Origin of the sequence: Paenibacillus graminis (genome assembly GCF_000758705.1) — a bacterium.
Lineage (GTDB): Bacteria > Bacillota > Bacilli > Paenibacillales > Paenibacillaceae > Paenibacillus_AQ > Paenibacillus_AQ graminis.
Map to the genome: position 1 here is coordinate 4,976,377 of NZ_CP009287.1, position 18,277 is coordinate 4,994,653.

Below are 18,277 nucleotides of genomic sequence, written 5' to 3' on the forward strand. Positions count from 1 at the left end.
ACACAGCAATCATAATAGATAGAATTCTAATTGTCAACGGTCTAATTAAAATTCCGTAGAAACAAAACGCCTGCGGGCGCTCATCAACGGCACGCGAGCGCTTAACAACGGCACGCGAGCGCTTAACAACGGCACGCGAGCGCTTAACAACGGCACGCGAGCGCTTAACAACGGCACGCGAGCGCTTAACAACGGCATTTCTGCCGTTGTTTCCGGGCCAACCGCCACGCGGGCGCTCATCAACGGCATTTCTGCCGTTGTTTCCGGGCCAACCGCCACGCGAGCGCTCATCAACGGCATTTCTGCCGTTGTTTCCGGGCCAACCGCCACGCGAGCGCTCATCAACGGCATTTCTGCCGTTGTTTCCGGGCCAACCGCCACGCGAGCGCTTAACAACGGCATTTCTGCCGTTGTTTCCGGGCCAACCGCCACTCGGGCGCTCAACAACGGCATTTCTGCCGTTGTTTCCGGGCCAACCGCCACGCGAGCGCTTAACAACGGCATTTCTGCCGTTGTTTCCGGGCCAACCGCCACTCGGGCGCTCAACAACGGCATTTCTGCCGTTGTTTCCGGGCCAACCGCCACGCGAGCGCTTAACAACGGCATTTCTGCCGTTGTTTCCGGGCCAACCGCCACTCGGGGGTAGTGTCAAGAAGTTTGTGTAAGAGTAGAGTATCTCTTTGGATTGTATCTTTTTAGAGTGTAGTGGTTGTGGGTACGGGGGGGTGCGGGTGTCTGTGTCCTCATCTCAGGGTGAGCTTATGTCCGCCTGGACCTTTCAGTCACTCTTGGACTCGGCGTGAAGCTGAAGTGGAAAAAGTAAACTTAAATCCTCTCCATTGGGCTTCTCAGCAAGCATTAGTGGGAAAAAGGATATCTAATCTGACTGATTTGCACCCTCTCAGGCGAATTTGCCAAAATTAGGTTTACTTTTTCCAACTATTTCTTCAACAGCAAGCTTTTTGGCAATTTAAGTGGACAAATTCCCACTAATCCCCGCTACTTCTATAGCAGTTCAACTTTAGTTTACTGTAAGTTCAAGGTAGTCCACTATAAATTACTGCGATCTACTACGCTCTACTGCAATCTACTGCGATCTACTGCAATCTACTACGCTCTACTGCAATCTACTGCAATCTACTGCAATCTACTGCAATCTACTACGCTCTACTGCAATCTACTGCGATCTACTGCAATCTACTTCGCTCTACTGCAATCTACTGCAATCTACTGCAATCTACTGCAATCTACTGCAATCTACTGCAATCTACTGCAATCTACTGCAATCTACTGCAATCTACTGCAATCTACTGCAATCTACTGCAATCTACTGCAATCTACTGCGATCTACTGCGATCTATTGCAAACTACTGCGATCTACTACGCTCTACTGATCGACTGTAACTACTGAATCCACTATACTCTGCTGTAATCCACTTTAACACTACTGTACCTGCAACTGATCCAGAGAAATCCTCCGGCTGGTCTTATGCCTTAGAACCCCGGCAGTTTCCTTACGCTCCATTGTTTCGAACAAGTGTTTATGCCGACGGGGACGACGGGTTGTCCTCAGCAACGATCGTTTTGTTTCTTCCGTTCTTTTTAGCCAGGTACAGCGCCTGATCCGCCTTCTCCAGCAGTTTCTCCTGCTCAGAAGCATGCTGCGGATAATGAGCGATGCCTTGCGAAACGGTAACCTGTGTCGGGATGGGTCCCTTGCTCTGCTCCAGTGCCCGGCGGACTCTTTCCGCCACCTTGAAGGCTTCAGCCGGGCGGGTACGGGCCAGCAGAATAACAAATTCTTCACCGCCATAGCGATGGCATACATCATCCGGCCGAAGCGAGGAGACGATCACTCCAGCCACATGCTTCAGCACTTCGTCGCCGGTAACATGGCCATAGGTATCGTTCACGAACTTGAACCGGTCCACATCCAGCACAATCAGTGAAAATGGAATTCCTGAGGAAATCCGCTGGCTCAAGGTATATTCCAGCGACCTCCGGTTCTTCAGCCCGGTCAACGTATCGGTTACTGCCTCCTGTGTCAGTTGGTCCGTCTGCTTCTGGATGTCAGCTACAGCCAGAAAGACAGCCTTGGTCAGCAAATCGGCCTCCCGGCTCCAGTGCGGCTTCGCCTCTTGAAGCACAATTTTCTCCTTGCCCATCTTGCTTACCAGATCGGCCAGATAAGCAAAAGGCCGGGCCAGCCTGTGGGCTATAAGGATCACAGCACTCAGCAGTATAATGAACGGAATCAAGGAATACGCAACTATGGTCTGAATGTGGCCGATTAGCTGCTGACGGATCAGCCCCATCGGTGAAACGACCACAATTCCCCAACTGCTCTCTGGAACACTGGAGTATCCCGCGAGCAGTTCATTTCCATTGAGGCTGCGGACCTGCTGTTCCCCGCTCTCCCCCTTCATCAGCTTCTGCACAACCTCGTTGCCGCTGACATCCTTCCCGAAGAGCCGCTTGTCCGGGTGATACAGCAAATGCCCGCCGGCATCTACAATATAATAATAGGAGCCAAGATCGTCCACATTGTTATTTCCAAAAATCCTGGACAGAACATTATCCTCCTGCAAGTAAATGGTGCCGCCCAGAATACCAAGATATGTACCATCGCTGCTGAAGATCGGCTGGCTCAAGAACACGATTAATCTATTGGTGTTCTTTGTCATGTATGGAGCAGAAATATAAGGCTGTTTGAGCTCCAATGCTTCTTTAGCCGCTTGAGAACTGATATGTTTGCCTGCCGTCCCAATTGAGGCTGGTTCCACGTTGCGGACCAGCCCGTCTTTGCCGATCACAACAATCGAATTAAAATAATTGCTGCTGTTGCGCATCAACTCCAATTGATGCCCCACTTGCTCAGGTGGCATAGCGTCCACATTGGAAAGCATCTGCGCATTATGTGCCAGGCTGCCGCGAATAGATTGAAACAAGGAGTCCATGGTCCTCGCCATGCGGTCAGCATTGGAGAAATTCAGATGGAGCGTCGTCTCCATTAGAGATTGTTTTTTGGAGTCATACGAACCAACCAGCAGAATGGTTGAGGTTAGCAGAACCACCAGCGTTACGAGGCCCGTAAGCAGCAAGGTCAGACTAAGCTTTTTACTTCGGCGCGGCCCGGCCCTTCTCAGTGTAAGCACACTATTACCCTCCTTGATTTATGAAAATACTTAGTTCCATCATACAACAAATAATAGTGTTATTCGACAATGAATGAGCAGAATCTATCCCTATGCAGTCCATAGAATACAAGCAAAAAAGGCGTGCAAATAGGCAGATTATTTGACACGCCTTGTGAAGTTAGACCCAGGTCTTCAAGCAACTTTTCAAATGTAAATCTCTTCATTCCAAACCTGATTTGGTTTGCCGCATCCTTCTGATGGAAATAATCATCATGATGGAATGCGAATGCGAATCAGATATAATGGAGCGGATACTGTGCAAAAAATTTCTGCATATCAATTATTTACCATAACTTTTATTTTTCAGTTGGGGACTACCATTATTTTTGGCTTTGGGGGTACGGCCGGGCGCGAGGCGTGGATTGCTGAACTGATTTCCTGTTCTCTGGTGGGGCTTATGCACTAAAATAACCCCCAATCTATACTTTCTGGTAAGTAAAGAAGAAGAGCAGAGACCGTTATGGCCTCCGCTCTTCTATCTCCTTCTATATGCTGCTGCCAGATCACTCTGGCTTCGCTGAACTCAATCCACCTTCGCTCCATAGGAGCGCAGGAACAGGACGGCCTGTTCCATATCCATCCGCACACCGGTCACATCCAAAGCTTTCAGATTTATTCCGTCCAGCTTGGCTCCCCGCAGATCAGCACCCTTCAGCATGGCTTTGCTCAGCGATACCCGTGTCAAATCACATTCCCGCAGATCAGCCTTCGTCAGATCACTCTCCGAAAGATCCGCCTCATGGAAACGGATCCCGCGCAAATCCTGTTTTCCAAGCTTGGCATGACGCAAATTCGTATAAGACCAGTCGCCCTGGCATAGCGTAATGCCGTCTATCTGAGCGCCCGAGAAGTCCGATCCGGTCATTTTGCAGGAGATAAATTTGGTGACGAAGAGATTGGCACCGCTGAATTTACAATTTTCGAACGCGGATTCGGTGTGGATCGATGCATTCAGGGCAGCGCCCTTAAAATCACATTCGATGAAACGGCAATGGGTGGTATCGATTTCATCCAAAGAGGTATTCATGAATGTGCAGTTTTTAAACGTGCAATGGATAAGCTCCCCATAACGTAAATCATGCCCGTCAAAACGGACATCCGTAAATTCCCGGTCGTTGTACTGATACATATGATTCCTCCGATAATAGAAAATGCAACACATCCTTAATTTTAACATATGGGTGTCAAGTGCATTTGCCGGTTTATGTCATATTGCTGAGTGATTATCGGATGAGGTTTCCCCCCTGCATTTTTTTATATTGCCGGTTCGCTTTGAAGAAGAAGAATAGATAAAGAATAATTACCGTGGGCAGGAGGTATATGCCCAATCCCCTACAAAGTGCAAACGGTGTTTCAAACAGAAAGGCCCGCCAAAACGAAATGCCTGTCTTCTCCCATAATCCTGGTGTCAAATAGAAGGCTTCGGGATTCAGCAGAGCGGCAGGCTTAAAAGTGCCTGTAGTCCCCAGCGCTACACAGATAGGAAAATAGGTCACGGATATCGAGAGCCACATCCTTGACAGACGTTTATACCGCCCGGCTTTAGAATCGACATCCGAAAAAATATCCTCACTCCCCTGGCCGCTCACCTTCCTGAAGTACTGATACCCCGAAGATTTCGAACCCTGGATATGCTTCCAGCCGCTGTCCTCAAAGAGGGCCCGGTAATCCTCGAAATCCGCTTTCTTCGTAAAAGAACGGTAATCCATTTTAATACTGGCATCCTCTGGTTCAGCCTTTTGAAAATGATAGCAGATAGACTTTCCTACAAATTTCCATCCCTGTCTGGCCATATGATTCAGCCATTTCTCTTCTTGGTCAAAATTCAAAAAGCATTTAAATTTCCGCATTGTGTTCCCTCCCGTCTGAATTCCAGATTCTCCGCGTCGTTTCGAGCATATGACTCATCCGTTCGAAGTCGAGGCTTAGAACCGTTCTTCCTGCTTCCGTAATAACATAGACCTTGCGGCGGCTGTCGACACTGCCGGCAGGTTCAATGAACTTTAGCTTGATCAGATTCTCTATGGCGCCATATAACGTTCCCGCTGCCATTCGCACCTGCCCTCCGCTAAGCTCCTCAACCTTTTGAAGGATCAAATAGCCGTGGGCCGGCTCATGCAGAGCAAGCAGAATATAATATACCGTTTCCGTCAGCGGCAGATGTTTGTCTCTCCCCATCTCTTTTCTCCTTTATTTGAAATGAATCCGGGTACTCGGGGTAATTTCAAAAATTCACTAGAATCATATAACTCATGAATTACTCAGTTCAACTGTATAGTCATACTATATACAATTCGACTGTATATTTCAACTGTATAATTATCTTTCCTGCAGAAAGACACATCTATTCACGAACAGCCACTTGTGCTGAAATCAAGGGCACTCTCACGAAGGAGCCTGTAAGCCCCTAATCAGCACAAAAGGGCACCCATCCTCATAAAAGGATAGCTGCCCTTTCGGCAATTTGTCCGCTTTAGCAACAAGAAAAAGCAGAGAGGATGGGTTCTCCCGGCTATAGAACCCGGAACACAGGCCGGTCTGCAACAAAATGAACCGGCACACCGGGAAACTGCGCGGACAACAGCCCGGCCAGATATTTCATACCGGGTGCTTCGCTTTCTGCATGGCCCAGCATGATCAGAGCCTTATTCCTCCCCTGGCGGGCAGCGTCCCTGATATACTCCGGTGTCTCCCATTCCGGTCCTTCCCCGGCTATGATTACATCCAGGGAGTCTTGATCATACAAGGGGATTGCTGTAGAGCCGCCGCCTCTGTAGCCAACGAGTATCCCCACCCTTGCACAGGAAGCGGACAGATTTCCCGCAACCCGCACGCAGGGAATGTGCAGCTTCCGCTTCAAATGTTCCACGATTTCTTCAACCTTCATCTGAGGAAGGGTCAGAATGGAAACTGCCGGCCGGTGCTCGGCTACATACTCCTGCCAGCCCAGCTCCCGTAGAAGCCCGTCCACGATCCCATCCGGAGTGTAGCGGTGCAGATAATCATGGAAACGGAAAATCCCGAGGCCCGAGCTTGCGATCAGTTCAGCTTTTTGCTTATACACAGGGTCCTGTTCCAGCTCAGACCCATGATGCTGGTGGCTGTAAAATACGCCTTCGTGCGAGATGATCAGGTTCGCTCCCAGCGCAATGGCTTGCTCGATAACAGCCTGCGAAGCCGAGAAAGCCGTCACAATCCCCTGTACCGGGGTCTCCGGGTTCCCCGGCTCCAGCTTGTCCACGGTCTGTTCAGGCCCGGCGGTTCGAGCCGTCAGGTGATCGATGATTTGTCCGAACGTGAGCATGATAATATCCTCCTATATGAACTGGGCTTGAAATGACTTTTAGCATAATTGATCTGATCGTGCGTGATAGAAGAACAGCATATGTTCAGGGTTGATCATCCAGCCTACGCTAAGCAGCGCGGTTGAACGCTTGGGAGAGGCTCATACAGAGATTTCCTCCTTGATCCGGGTAAGCGACCGGTTGCTTGTACCTTCTAGCAGCCATAAGATTGCCGTAACTCCCCGCGGATAATATTTGCTTCCGCCGATGAGCCCGGAGAGAATCTGATCACTCCAGCACCAGTAGGACAGCTCGGGATGGAGCAGCCAGCGGACATGTGCTGCATCTGCTGCAAGTCCGGCTTCGTCCCAAGGCAGATGCAGAATCTCCCTGGCGATGAACTGGGACAGATAGATTTTGCTGAGCCAGGAATTGTTGCTGGTAGATGACAGCTTCCAGCCCCCGTCCTCAAAGAGGCATATGCCTGGAACGAGCACATTGTTCAAATGCGTGTTCAGCGCGCTCAGATAACCGGCAAATCGGCCATTGGGATCAAGCGCATCTTCACAGCCGGTGAACAGCGGGAATACAAGCCCTTCGATCGCCGGAATAATGCAGGACTTATTGTCTTCATTGATAATAGCAGGAATGTACCCTCCACTGTTCAGCTTGGAAGCAATAGAAGCGGCGCATTTCTCAGCCTGCTGTCCCGCCGTTGCCGAAAGCTCAGCCAAACCTTCCTGCTTAAAAAATTTCTCCAGTGCCACATATGCCGCCCAGCATTTGCCTGCCATGTAAATATTATTGCGTGACTGTCCCAGTGAGGTGTCCAGACTGTCGTACGTGGTGATTTCGGCACCGCCCTCAGTGCGGGCGCTGTCCAGACCCATTAGACCATTGCGCAAACGGCTTTCGGGATGGTCGCGGTTCAACATGCTGTCGAAGCAGGCGCGAACCGTTGGCAGCATGGTGTCAATGAATTCCCGGTCCCGGGTCTGTTCGATATAGACCAGCGCCGAGCACAGCCAGTTCACCAGCTCTTCATGGCTCATATACGAGAAGCAATCATCCAGACCTGCCATCTCATAGGCAGAATACTGCGGCCGCGAGAACACATTGGCTACGCCAACATCGTGGGTAAAGGTAATGCCCCCGGGATATTCCTCCGTCCCGCCAGGAAAGACCACCTTGTCCTCGTAGCTGTAGCGGTCTACGAACAATTCCAGTTCATTTCTCACCGTCCAAGGGTTCATGACAAGTTCGAAGAACAGCTGATCCGCCGTCAGATCGAGTGTGTTCATCATCCGGTATTCACCTTCGTTCACGATCCACAGGGGTTTGCCGTCAGCCTCCAGCAATTGGGTGCTGCCATAATAGCTGTGGATCGCATGCGCCAGCATAAAGGACTGGTCCTCTGTGAGACGGGCCGAACCGATCCAGGCATTGCCCGCTGCGCAAGAGCCGGTCAGCTCGTCAAAATGCTCCAAGGCATAGGCTGCAACGGCTTCAATGTTCTTAAAATAGCGGGTATATGCATAGCTGGCATCGATCCCTGCCGTAACCAGCCCGCCCCGGTAAAAGCAGATGGCAAAGCGGTACGTCCGCTTTTCTCCTGGAGGAACCTCCATCATTATGGCACCCGTTCCACCCAGCCCAAAAGCCAGATTATGCTCCAGCTTGGCTTCAAGGATCTTCTCCATGGTGAAGCCGAGGGCGGTTTGCACCCCTTCGTCTTTACAGGCTATAGCCGTCAGCCGTCCTTGTCCGACGCCTTCGAATTCACCATTGCAGGTATCCCGGAGTCTGCGCATGGAACTGTAGGCATCGCCGCCTTCGTAGCCGAAGAAGCCTTTTCTGGCACAGGTGCCCTGCGTATTATCCAACGTCAGCTCCGCGAATACAGCTGGCAGGATGGAGGCTTTCAGTTCCTCTTCATCAGCGGTGGCCGGATCGGGAACAGAACGCACAGGCGAGTAGATGGTAAACGTCAGATCCCCCGCATTCCAAGTATCCGTTGCCGGACGCAAGGTTCTGGTTATCTTCTGGTCTTCAAACGCTTGCAAAACAATTTGGGAAGGCTGATACCAGCCGCTTGGCTTATCCCTGTCGTTTCCACCCGGTGAAGCCGGGAACACCTCCTGCAATTCCTTGGCGGTTTCATCCGCCTTTTCTATATCATATCTGGCGCCTGCATCTTCCACACACTCGAAAAAAGGCAGCACTTCATACGTTTCGCCATCTTCAGACTGGAAGCCAACATACACATTCTGGTCCGCAGGTTTGCCCAGCTCCAGTCCAAGCCCCCCATTTTTCCCTTTGAAGCCCAAAGTAAAGCTGGCAAAGGCCCCTATAGGTGAGTGTTGAACATTATAAAATACATTGGTTTTTGTCATAAAGACTCCTTTCTGGAACTATAGCTTGGGTCGCTCGCTTCTTTTGTTCATGTTCATCCTAACACGGCCTTCAGGGCACGAACATTGTCAAATCAAGCAAATATTTACCCAAATCAAGCTGAACCCTGCTATAGTATTTGAAAGGATATACTGTAGACCAGATGCAATCATATCAAAAGGAGAGTCTTTATGGTATCAGCCTTTATACCGCCTGTGCTCGGCCACAGCATCAGCGAGACAATCATACCCGATGTGAAGACAACCTTGAACTTATTCGGCATGCATCTGCGAAAGGTGCGAGGAGAATGGGAGTATCCGGTTCATGCCCATCCGCAATACGAATTTAATTATGTGCTTGAGGGCGAGCAGCAGCTTGTCGTCAATAATCGCAGCTATACGCAGAAGGCCGGAGACCTGGTCTTGTTAAGGCCAGGCGATACCCACTCCAGCAAAAGCGGCAACGGCAAACCCTTCACTTATTTCTGCATTCATTTTGATATCGATGACAAGATTCTGATCTCACTGCTCAGCCGCCTGAACCATGTTCTCTTCGAATCCGGCAGCACCCTTGCCCATAAATTAAGCCCTGTCTTCACCAGGCTGGTGGAGATTTCTAACACCATCTCCGGAGATATCACCATGTCGCAGCGGATGAGGCTGCAGTCTGCGGTGTTTGAGCTGTTCGGGCAGCTGTGGGAAGCCTTTTCCATCGAGGCGAACTTACCCGCAACGGGCACCTATGAGAAGGTAGAGCTTGCCCACCAGATCCGCAGCCGCCTGCAGGGGCTGGTCTTTCAGCAATTTCAAGCGGAGCTGCCCTACGACAGCCATTATGGCATTGATGATATTGCCGCAGAGCTGGGCATCAGCGCCTCCCACTGCTACCGTGTGTTCCGGCAGGTATTCGGGGTGTCGCCACGGGAATTTCTGTCCGAACAGATGCTTCATGAGGCAAAGGTTCTGCTGGATGATTCAAGCTTGTCCGTGAGCCAGATATCAAGCCTTCTGGGCTACCGCGATATCGCCCACTTCAGCCGCCAGTTCAAACGCTGGTACGGGAAAGCGCCGCGTGAGTACAGGGAAGCGGACAAATAAAAACGGACCCGTCCTTGGGAAAGGCGGTATCCGTTTTTGGCTTACCCCGAAAACTCCTTATACTCAAAATAATCAAAATCCGCAGCATGAAAGGTTCCGCTGAGGTCCTGGGCGCACATCCCGATAAAAGTCCCCGTAAACCTGATATACGCCGGGAAATCATCGGATAGATGATATATATCCAGGCTGGGGCCAATCTTTTCCCAGGTGGTATGGCCAATGCTGTAATAAAATTGAGCAAACTCCCGCTCGATCAACACCTTCAGCCGGCAGCTTGCACCAGGCAGCAGAGGGATCTGGGCGCATATAGAATCGTCGTATACGCCGTCCACGGACCGGACTATTCCCAGGCATTTGCCCAGCACTTCATCATAAGTGATCTGCAAATACACATAATCCTTCGTATCATAATAGACAATCAGCCCGGCCATCTGCTGGAAGTGCTCCGGCTCGAACTCAAGCTCCGTTTCAGCACTGCAGCAAAAAGCCTGCTGGCGCAGGGCAACCAGACTCTGGCGGTGCAGGGAGCTCATCGATTCTCTTCCTCTCAGGCGCAGGAACCCTTGCCGTTCCTTCAGTGAGAGCCAGGATTCATCAGCAGGAACACGCAAGGTGCTCCAGCGTACATCCAGCTCCGGCGCGTCAAAATCATCCCTCTCCACAGCTGCCGGAAAGGGGTGGGCCGGAATATCCGGGCCTTCAACGGTAACGGAAGGCCGGTTTGTTCCATCCGCAAGAGCCAGCCATTCTTCCTCTGTAAACACGCAGCGCTGTATCGCAGTCTCCCGGCCCAAATTGCAGTACTTCTCCTTCACCGGACGGCCGCATAAGTGAACCATATACCACTCATCCGTATGCGTGTGGACAAGACAGGCATGCCCCGCCTTTTGCAGCTCCAGTCCGCTGCTGCCGGCAGAAGTCAGCACCGGATGGTGGGGAGCGGTCTCATAGGGGCCTTCAATATTTCTTGAGCGGGCGACGGTTACTGCATGGTTGTACTGAGTGCCGCCTTCTGCCGTAATAAGGTAATACCAGCCGTCTTTCCGGTACAGATGCGGGCCTTCCGTCAGACCCAGCTCTGTCCCTTTGTAGATAGGAAACACCGGTCCGATCAGCCGTTTCAGCTCTGCCGAATACTCCTGCAGAACAATTCCCGCGAAGCTGTTCTTGTCCGTCCGGTGATCCCACAGCATATTGACCAGCCATTTGCGCCCGTCCAGATCATGGAACAGGGACGGATCAAAACCGCTGCTGTTCAGATAAACCGGCTCAGACCAGGGGCCTTCGATATTCGGGGCGGTGACCAGATAATTGGGAGTATCCTTGAATGCCCCCTGTCTGCTCTTTACGTCGGTATAAATCAGATAAAAGATTCCATGGTTATAGCTGAGACACGGCGCCCACACTCCGCCGGAATCCAGATCCCCTTCCATATCGAGCTGTGATTTGCGTGTAAGCGCATGCGTCAGCAGAAGCCAATGGACAAGATCACGGGAATGATGGATACGGACGCCGGGAAACCATTCAAAAGTAGATGTAGCAATATAATAGTCCTCTCCTGCCCTGCAGATGGACGGGTCCGGATGAAAACCGCGGAGAATTGGATTCTGAATCAGATTTCTGCTCATCATTTCCACCCCAATGCTTGCCGGCCCGCTTCGAGCGCGGCAATGATTTTATCGGTATCATAGACGCAGCCTTGCCAGGTTCCGCCGCTTACAGCCTGCAATGCTGCCCACAATCTGGTATCATCCGGCAATCCGGGATCAACAGCCAGGAACGGGTGTGCGGTCCGGGCGGCCAGAATGTCCACCCCTTCTTCAGGTGAGCCGGGCTGTCCGCCGTCACCAACCAGGTTTACACTTCCTTCGAGCTTGACCGTATCGACAACGACCTCTACCCAGTCACCATCCCGGAGTCTGCCAAGCGGCCCTCCCGCCAGCGCTTCCGGACCGATATGCCCGATGCAGGCCCCCGTGGACACACCGGAAAAACGGGCGTCGGTGATCAGCGTAACGTACTTGCCAAAGGGCAGATGCTTCAGCGCGGATGTCAGTTGGTACGTCTCTTCCATTCCGGTTCCGCTGGGGCCGCGGCCGATGATAGCAAGAATATCTCCCGCCTGGATAAGTCCGTCTTTAATGCTTCGGATTGCATCCTTTTCCGCAGTAAAGACCTTAACTCTTCCAACATGGCGGTAGACGCCTTCACTGTCCAGGACCGAAGGGTCTATGGCTGCCGATTTGATGACCGAGCCTTCCGGAGCAAGATTACCGGTAGGGAAAGTCATTGTGGAGGCAAGGCCCTTCCGCTTGGCTTCCCGGGGATTCATAATGACGGTGTCGGGATCAATGCCATCCGCCTCGATCAGACGGTTGCGCATTTCCTGCCGTCTCTGCGAGGTTGCCCACCAGTCCAGATTTTCCCCGAGCGTCCTTCCTGTTACCGTCAGCACTGAATCGTCAATCAGTCCCAGCCGGCGCAGATGCAGCATTACTTCAGGAACACCTCCGGCAAGAAACACCCGGATCGTCGGATGCGGAACAGGACCGTTCGGCAGCACACTGACCAGGCGCGGCACCCTGCGGTTGACGGCATTCCAGTCTTGGACGGTTGGGATGCGCAGGCCGGCGGCATGGGCGATGGCAGGCAAATGGAGCAGCAGATTTGTGGACCCTCCAAACGCCGCATGAACTACCATCGCATTCGTAATCGCCCGGTTGGTCAGAATATCCTTCATCACCATTCCGCTATGCTCCATATGCAGGAGCGCGCGGGCAGACTGGCGCCCCATATTCTTCCATACTGGCTGTCCCGAAGGGGCCAGAGCGGAATGGGGAACCGACATGCCAAGCGCTTCGGCAATCACCTGGGCTGTCGCAGCGGTCCCCAGGAATTGGCAACCGCCGCCGGGAGTTGCGCAGGCCCGGCATCCGAGGTCCGCCGCCTCCTTCAGAGACAGCTCACCGTTGCTGAATCTGGCCCCGATGCTCTGCACTTTACCGGCGTCCTCTCCATGAACAGGGGGCAGCGAGACTCCACCCGGTACAATAATCCCCGGCAGATCCCGCATGCCAGCCAGGGCCACCATCATCGCAGGCAGCCCTTTATCGCAGGTGGCTACACCAAGCACCCCTTTGCGTGTCGGCAAAGAACGGATTAAACGGCGCAGCACCATGGCGGCATCGTTCCGGTACGGCAGGGAATCGAACATGCCTGCTGTTCCCTGGGAGCGGCCGTCGCAGGGATCGCTGACATAACCTGCAAACGGGATGCCCTGCTGTGCAGTAATCTCCTCCGCGACTTCCTCCATCATCAGCCCAATCTCCCAGTGGCCGGTATGGTAGCCAAGGGCAAGCGGACTGCCGTCCTCGCGCCGGATTCCCCCCATTGTACCCAGGATGAGATATTGCGGCCTATTGAGGAGCAGCGGATTCCAGCCCATTCCCGAATTCTGCGTCATTCCGAATATTTCACCGCTCGGGGCGCTCCGCAGCATTTCACCTGTAATAGGCAGACTGCCTGCCGGGCCTGCCGCAGCAGTATGTACAGAAAAAGCTGAGGGTCCGGGGGCGTCCCGCATGATATCTTGCAAGCTTATTTCCACTTTTTGCACCCTTCTTTCTTCGTATAATCTAGAGTAAGCATCAGAGGGTTAAGCCAAGGACAGTTTCTTCCCCAGCCGAATAACTTCTTGATGCGCCGCTTCCTGCTTATCAAGATAGGCATGCCGCAGCATGGAAGTACTCACTGCCGCAACCGCATTTCCGGAAGCATCAAGGATCGGTGCGGCCACACAGCAGATTCCTTGAATAATCTCTTCCTGATCCACCGAATATCCGCTGCTGCGGATTTCCGCCAATTTTGCCGTAAACTCATTCCAGTCTGTTATCGTATGTGAAGTTACCGGAGTTAACATTCTATCCGGGTACCTCCGGTCCAGCTCATCCGGCGGGAGCAGCGCGAGCATCATCTTCCCCATCGCTGTCGCATGAGCCGGAAACCGCATCCCCGGGCTGGACTCCAGCTTCACCAGCGATGGCCCTTCCAGCTTGGCCAGATAGATAATTTCATTCCGGTCCAGCACCGAGAGCTGAAAGGTTTCGCCAACCGCCTTAATACTCTCTGCAGAAGCCTTGAGAAAATGTTCTACCAGGTTGTAATTCTGCTTGTGCGACTCATTGAACACCGTATTGAGATAAGCCACTCCTGCTCCAAGCGCATAGGCTTCCTTTTCATCCTTCTTCACCCAGTTCAAGGCTTCCATCGTCCGCAGCAGAGAGAACATCGAGCTTTTATTGATGCCCGTCACATCACACAGATCAGTCATTTTACACTCCCCGGGCTTCCGGGAAATCGCCGTCAGAATCAAATCGGCCCGTTCCAAAGCGGGAACCCAATATTTACGGTCCAACCCTTCCATCCCCTTTCTAAAAAACAACAATTGTGATTAAACCAACGTTTGATCAACCCCTTGAGTTTGAGAAAATAAACAATGTTTGGCAAAACAATGTTTGATAAACTCCTTTGAGTTCAATATAATAATCATATGTTTATAATATCAAACCGGGAGGCAAAAACAAATGAATATTATTCATACAAATGCAGGCATTATCCCCCCAGTTCCCACCATCCTGAATGAGCAGCAGAAATTTGACCGTGACGGTATGCAGCTTTTAATTGAAAGCCTGATAGCTAAAGGCGTTCATGGACTGTTCTTCCTGGGAACCGCCGGAGAGTTCAACCAGTTCGATGCGGGGGAACGGGAGGAAATTGCAAAGTTCTGCATTGATTATACAGACGGGCGCCTCCCGGTCTGGATTGGCACGGGGAGCAATACGACCTCCGAAGCGCTCCGCCTCACCCGTCATGCTGCCCGCAGCGGGGCCACCGGGGTTGTCGTCATCAATCCTTACTACTGTAAGCTAAGCGAGGAAAGCCTGTTCACGCATTATGCCGCTATTGCCGAAGCATCAGAACTCCCTCTGATGCTGTATAATTTCCCGGCGCTTACCGGCCAGGATTTGAGTCCCGCCTTTGTCAGACGTCTTGCGGCGCGCTATCCCAATGTAGTTGGCATCAAGGAAACCGTGGACCAGTTAAGCCATATCCGCCAGATGATTCTGCTGGTCCAAGAAGTAAACCCGGCGTTCGCAGTGTTCTGCGGCTTTGATGAATATTTGCTGCCAACCCTTGCGGCAGGGGGAGCCGGGGCCATCGCAGCCAGTGCCAATTTTGCTCCCCAGCTGATGCTGGGCCTACACAGCAGCTTTCAGCAAAATCAATTCACAGAGGTGCTTGAATATCACCGGAAGCTGATTCAGATACCGCCGCTGTATGCGCTGGATGATCCCTTCATCCCCGCCATCAAGGAGGCGGTCCGTTTGGCCGGTCTTCCGGTTCCTACGTTCAGCCATACTCCGGCAAACCCCTGGAACGAAGAGAAGGAGCGGCAACTGAAACAAATATTCACCAAAGCGGGGATTCCCTTTGCATAATTGAACCGTTCTCAGAACAAAACGGCTACTCCGTCCATTACCGGGACAGTATAGCCGTTTTCTATTTATGGTTTAGGTTGTCTGGGGACCCCTGAATGCGCCTTCAGGGTGAAATGCTCCCCCCGCGCGTGGTTTGGGCACCCTTTGTTGTACAAGGCCGTACCGGTCCTCCCTGGTTCGATCAGCGGCAAGCCCAAGTGGAAAAAGTGAACTTAATTCGTTCCATCCTGCTTCCCCGCAAGCGCAAGTTGGAAAAAGGATTACTAATTCAGCCGATTTGCCCTCTTACAGGTAAAATCAACTAAATTAACTCTACTTTTTCCCACTATTTCCTTCTGCCAAACACTTTGGGCCGATCTAAGTGGACTAATTCCACTTCGCCCCCTTTCAGCTTCTCGCTCCTTCTATAACAGGACAGCAGGTAACGATAACCGTCGCCCTGCTTTTGTTGTCCTTGCCTACAAAACCGGTTATCCACCGGCCGCAGCAAGTTGTTCTATTCCGGATATGATGATGCCCAGCCCTGTATTAAACATGCGGTCCGAGCCCAGCTCGCTGAACAGACCATTGTCATACATCCGTTTCAGCACCTTGGAACGTTCCACCGGAAGCTGTTCGATCGATTGTTTGAAGACAGCCTTGGGGCCTTCTTTTGCATCCAGGGACAGGAACAGATCTACCTTTTGCTGCTCATGCTTGTCTAGTTCAAAAGAGATCACATAATTCATCACGCAGGCAATGGAAGCAAACTTATCCTTCTCCTCCAGTGGAAGCGGATCGATAATCTCCAGCAAACCATTGATTAATGCCAGGTAATCCGGCTCAGAGGGGACCGTTCTCATCCACAATATCGGCGAACACGGATACTTGCTCAGGGTGTTTTTAATCTTCAAGGCGTAATCGGTCAATTGCTCCTGCCATTCCCCTTCATGCTTAGCAGCCTGCAGAACCTCCTTGGCGACCTCATTAGCCAGCGCTTGAAAAATACTCTGTTTATTTTCGAAATACCAATACAGCGAAGGAGCTTGAATGTTCAGTTCCACCGCCAGTTTACGCATGCTGAACTCCTCAATGCCGATCTTGTCCATTAGCTCCCAAGCCGCTGACAGGATGGTTTCCTCCGAAATATGCTGCTTTTTCACTCTCATCCCGCGTTCCACTCCTTCTCCGCTCTTTCTCCATCATACGAAAAAGCAAGGCCTTTGTCTAACGTTGTTAGATTTATATTTACAGCCTTTAGCATCCATGCTATATTATTTAACACTGTTAGATAAATCTAACGTCGTTAGATAATAACAAGTACTCTAAAGAAGGAAGTGTGTTGCAATGATGAATGCCGCTGAGAAACCGGAGCCGGCTCCTGTCCAGGAATTTTCGGTAAGGGCCATACTGCCTGTGGTGTTTGCGCTGATCGTGGGGATGCTGCTCGTGATGCTGAATACGACGATTATGAATGTGGCGATTCCCCGGCTGCAGAATGATTTCGGAACAGGACTTAAAACCATTCAGTGGGCCATCACCGGGTATACCCTGGCGCTGTCAGTGGTGGTCCCGCTGGCGGGCTGGTCTTCCGACCGCTTCACAGCCAAACGTGCCTTTCTGCTCTCCATTACACTGTTTACTGCCGGTTCCGTATTATGCGCGGTAGCCCAATCTCCTGCCCAATTGATCGTGTTTCGTATTATTCAGGGCTTAGGCGGAGGGATGGTCTTTCCGATTGGGATGGCACTTTCCTTCAAGATTGCTCCTCCCGATAAAAGAGGGTCGATTATGGGGCTGCTCGGTCTGCCGATGCTGGTTGCGCCTCTGCTCGGGCCCGTACTCTCCGGCTGGCTGATTGAATATGTGAATTGGCATTGGATTTTCCTGATTAATCTGCCGATAGGGATTATTGCGCTGATGCTGGGGATGAAATATTTGCCGGATTCCGAGAAAAAGGCCAATACGAAGCTGGATATCCGGGGTTTACTTTTATCACCGGCCGCATTTGCGGGTCTGGTGTTTGCGATTCACAGAGGGGGTTCAGAGGGGTGGGGCGACACCTACACTATCATCGCTTTGATCGGCAGCCTTACCGCACTTGTTCTGTTCATTATCATAGAATTGTCACAACAAAACGCCCTGCTGGAGCTCCGCTCGTTCCGTTCATTCGATTTTACCAAAGGGATCGTACTCAGCTGGGTCAACCAGATTGCCTTGTTCGGTTCTATCCTGTTAATCCCGTTATTTTTGCAGCAGGTGCGGGGATTCTCTTCCTTCGAATCCGGACTGCTCATCATTCCGCAAGCGGTTATGTCCTTCATTGCCATGATAATCGGCGGCAAGCTCTTTGATAAAATCGGGGCCAGACCCGTTGTATTCAGCGGACTAGTCATTCTCTCCACCGCTCTGTATCTGCTGTCCGGGCTCCAGGCTGATACGAGTGTGTACGTGATGATGAGTTATTTTGCCATCCTGGGGCTGGGCCAGGGACTGGGAACCATGACCCTGAACAATCATATCCTGCAATCAGCTCCCAAGGATTTCATCAGCCGCGTCACACCGCTAATCAGCTCCGGCCAGCAGGTTTTCGTTTCTTTTTCTGTCGCCATCATGACCGGTCTGCTGACCTCCAGCATTACCAGAAATATGAATCTTGGCACAGATCCGGTCGCAGCACAGGTCGCGGGCTTCCATCATACTTTCCAGACCGCGTTAATACTGGCACTGTGCGGACTGGTCTTAAGCTTATTCCTGAGCAAGCCTAAGTTGAAGTGAGGAATGGGGGCTGTTCCAAAAGCCATAAAACGGCTGCTTGGAACAGTCCTCAG

General features: G+C 51.7%; 14 protein-coding genes. 3 read left to right on the forward strand and 11 right to left on the reverse strand.

All coding sequences use genetic code 11. From position 1 onward, the window contains the following. Positions 1-45 precede the first annotated feature (45 nt). From PGRAT_RS33890 to PGRAT_RS21475, 7 genes are all read right to left on the reverse strand, one after another. Complete coding sequence (locus PGRAT_RS33890; RefSeq protein WP_174469031.1) at positions 46-636, reverse strand: hypothetical protein; 591 nt, start codon at positions 634-636, stop codon at positions 46-48. 905 nt (positions 637-1,541) lie between these two features. Further along, the gene (locus tag PGRAT_RS21450; RefSeq protein ID WP_025703824.1) at positions 1,542-3,155 is read right to left on the reverse strand and encodes a sensor domain-containing diguanylate cyclase; all 1,614 of its coding nucleotides are present in this window, start codon (positions 3,153-3,155) and stop codon (positions 1,542-1,544) included. A gap of 565 nt (positions 3,156-3,720) precedes the next feature. Continuing rightward, complete coding sequence (locus PGRAT_RS21455) at positions 3,721-4,326, reverse strand: pentapeptide repeat-containing protein (protein WP_025703823.1); 606 nt, start codon at positions 4,324-4,326, stop codon at positions 3,721-3,723. 94 nt (positions 4,327-4,420) lie between these two features. Beyond that, positions 4,421-5,047, reverse strand: a complete 627-nt coding sequence (locus PGRAT_RS21460) for a DUF2812 domain-containing protein (protein ID WP_025703822.1) — start codon at positions 5,045-5,047, stop codon at positions 4,421-4,423. After that, positions 5,034-5,375 carry a PadR family transcriptional regulator gene (locus tag PGRAT_RS21465; RefSeq protein ID WP_025703821.1) on the reverse strand — a complete coding sequence of 114 codons (342 nt, stop codon included), beginning with the start codon at positions 5,373-5,375 and terminating at the stop codon, positions 5,034-5,036. The genes PGRAT_RS21460 and PGRAT_RS21465 overlap by 14 nt, the downstream gene beginning before the upstream one ends. A gap of 334 nt (positions 5,376-5,709) precedes the next feature. Then, positions 5,710-6,504 (reverse strand): Nif3-like dinuclear metal center hexameric protein, encoded by a 795-nt coding sequence (locus PGRAT_RS21470; protein ID WP_025703820.1) that lies wholly within the window; start codon positions 6,502-6,504, stop codon positions 5,710-5,712. A gap of 138 nt (positions 6,505-6,642) precedes the next feature. Then, positions 6,643-8,874, reverse strand: coding sequence for a glycoside hydrolase family 52 protein (locus PGRAT_RS21475; RefSeq protein WP_025703819.1), 2,232 nt, complete (start codon positions 8,872-8,874; stop codon positions 6,643-6,645). Positions 8,875-9,063: 189 nt separating this feature from the next. Between PGRAT_RS21475 and PGRAT_RS21480 the strand changes: the two genes are divergently transcribed. Next, positions 9,064-9,969, forward strand: a complete 906-nt coding sequence (locus PGRAT_RS21480; RefSeq protein WP_025703818.1) for an AraC family transcriptional regulator — start codon at positions 9,064-9,066, stop codon at positions 9,967-9,969. Positions 9,970-10,010: 41 nt separating this feature from the next. On the opposite strand, the gene PGRAT_RS21485 is transcribed toward PGRAT_RS21480, so the two are convergent. The 3 genes from PGRAT_RS21485 to PGRAT_RS21495 form a co-directional block, all read right to left on the reverse strand. Next, positions 10,011-11,597 carry a glycoside hydrolase family 43 protein gene (locus PGRAT_RS21485; RefSeq protein ID WP_025703817.1) on the reverse strand — a complete coding sequence of 529 codons (1,587 nt, stop codon included), beginning with the start codon at positions 11,595-11,597 and terminating at the stop codon, positions 10,011-10,013. After that, the gene (locus PGRAT_RS21490) at positions 11,597-13,552 is read right to left on the reverse strand and encodes a YjhG/YagF family D-xylonate dehydratase (RefSeq protein ID WP_036703272.1); all 1,956 of its coding nucleotides are present in this window, start codon (positions 13,550-13,552) and stop codon (positions 11,597-11,599) included. The genes PGRAT_RS21485 and PGRAT_RS21490 overlap by 1 nt, the downstream gene beginning before the upstream one ends. 72 nt (positions 13,553-13,624) lie before the next feature. Then, on the reverse strand, positions 13,625-14,383 hold the full coding sequence (locus tag PGRAT_RS21495; RefSeq protein ID WP_025703815.1) for an IclR family transcriptional regulator: 759 nt from the start codon (positions 14,381-14,383) through the stop codon (positions 13,625-13,627). Positions 14,384-14,552: 169 nt separating this feature from the next. Between PGRAT_RS21495 and PGRAT_RS21500 the strand changes: the two genes are divergently transcribed. After that, on the forward strand, positions 14,553-15,467 hold the full coding sequence (locus tag PGRAT_RS21500; protein WP_042267215.1) for a dihydrodipicolinate synthase family protein: 915 nt from the start codon (positions 14,553-14,555) through the stop codon (positions 15,465-15,467). Positions 15,468-15,937: 470 nt separating this feature from the next. On the opposite strand, the gene PGRAT_RS21510 is transcribed toward PGRAT_RS21500, so the two are convergent. Continuing rightward, on the reverse strand, positions 15,938-16,615 hold the full coding sequence (locus tag PGRAT_RS21510; protein ID WP_025704944.1) for a TetR/AcrR family transcriptional regulator: 678 nt from the start codon (positions 16,613-16,615) through the stop codon (positions 15,938-15,940). A gap of 178 nt (positions 16,616-16,793) precedes the next feature. On the opposite strand from PGRAT_RS21510, the gene PGRAT_RS21515 reads away from it, so the two are divergent. Continuing rightward, entirely contained in the window at positions 16,794-18,224 is a 1,431-nt protein-coding gene (locus PGRAT_RS21515) for an MDR family MFS transporter (RefSeq protein WP_036704312.1), read from the forward strand. Positions 18,225-18,277: the final 53 nt, after the last annotated feature.

Coding starts and splice junctions, on each gene's coding strand:
- PGRAT_RS21455 (WP_025703823.1), bottom strand. CDS start 4,326: ATGTATCAGTACAACGACCGGGAATTTACGGATGTCCGTTTTGACGGG.
- PGRAT_RS21460 (WP_025703822.1), bottom strand. CDS start 5,047: ATGCGGAAATTTAAATGCTTTTTGAATTTTGACCAAGAAGAGAAATGG.
- PGRAT_RS21465 (WP_025703821.1), bottom strand. CDS start 5,375: ATGGGGAGAGACAAACATCTGCCGCTGACGGAAACGGTATATTATATT.
- PGRAT_RS21475 (WP_025703819.1), bottom strand. CDS start 8,874: ATGACAAAAACCAATGTATTTTATAATGTTCAACACTCACCTATAGGG.
- PGRAT_RS21480 (WP_025703818.1), top strand. CDS start 9,064: ATGGTATCAGCCTTTATACCGCCTGTGCTCGGCCACAGCATCAGCGAG.
- PGRAT_RS21485 (WP_025703817.1), bottom strand. CDS start 11,597: ATGAGCAGAAATCTGATTCAGAATCCAATTCTCCGCGGTTTTCATCCG.
- PGRAT_RS21490 (WP_036703272.1), bottom strand. CDS start 13,552: ATGCGGGACGCCCCCGGACCCTCAGCTTTTTCTGTACATACTGCTGCG.
- PGRAT_RS21500 (WP_042267215.1), top strand. CDS start 14,553: ATGAATATTATTCATACAAATGCAGGCATTATCCCCCCAGTTCCCACC.
- PGRAT_RS21510 (WP_025704944.1), bottom strand. CDS start 16,615: ATGAGAGTGAAAAAGCAGCATATTTCGGAGGAAACCATCCTGTCAGCG.
- PGRAT_RS21515 (WP_036704312.1), top strand. CDS start 16,794: ATGATGAATGCCGCTGAGAAACCGGAGCCGGCTCCTGTCCAGGAATTT.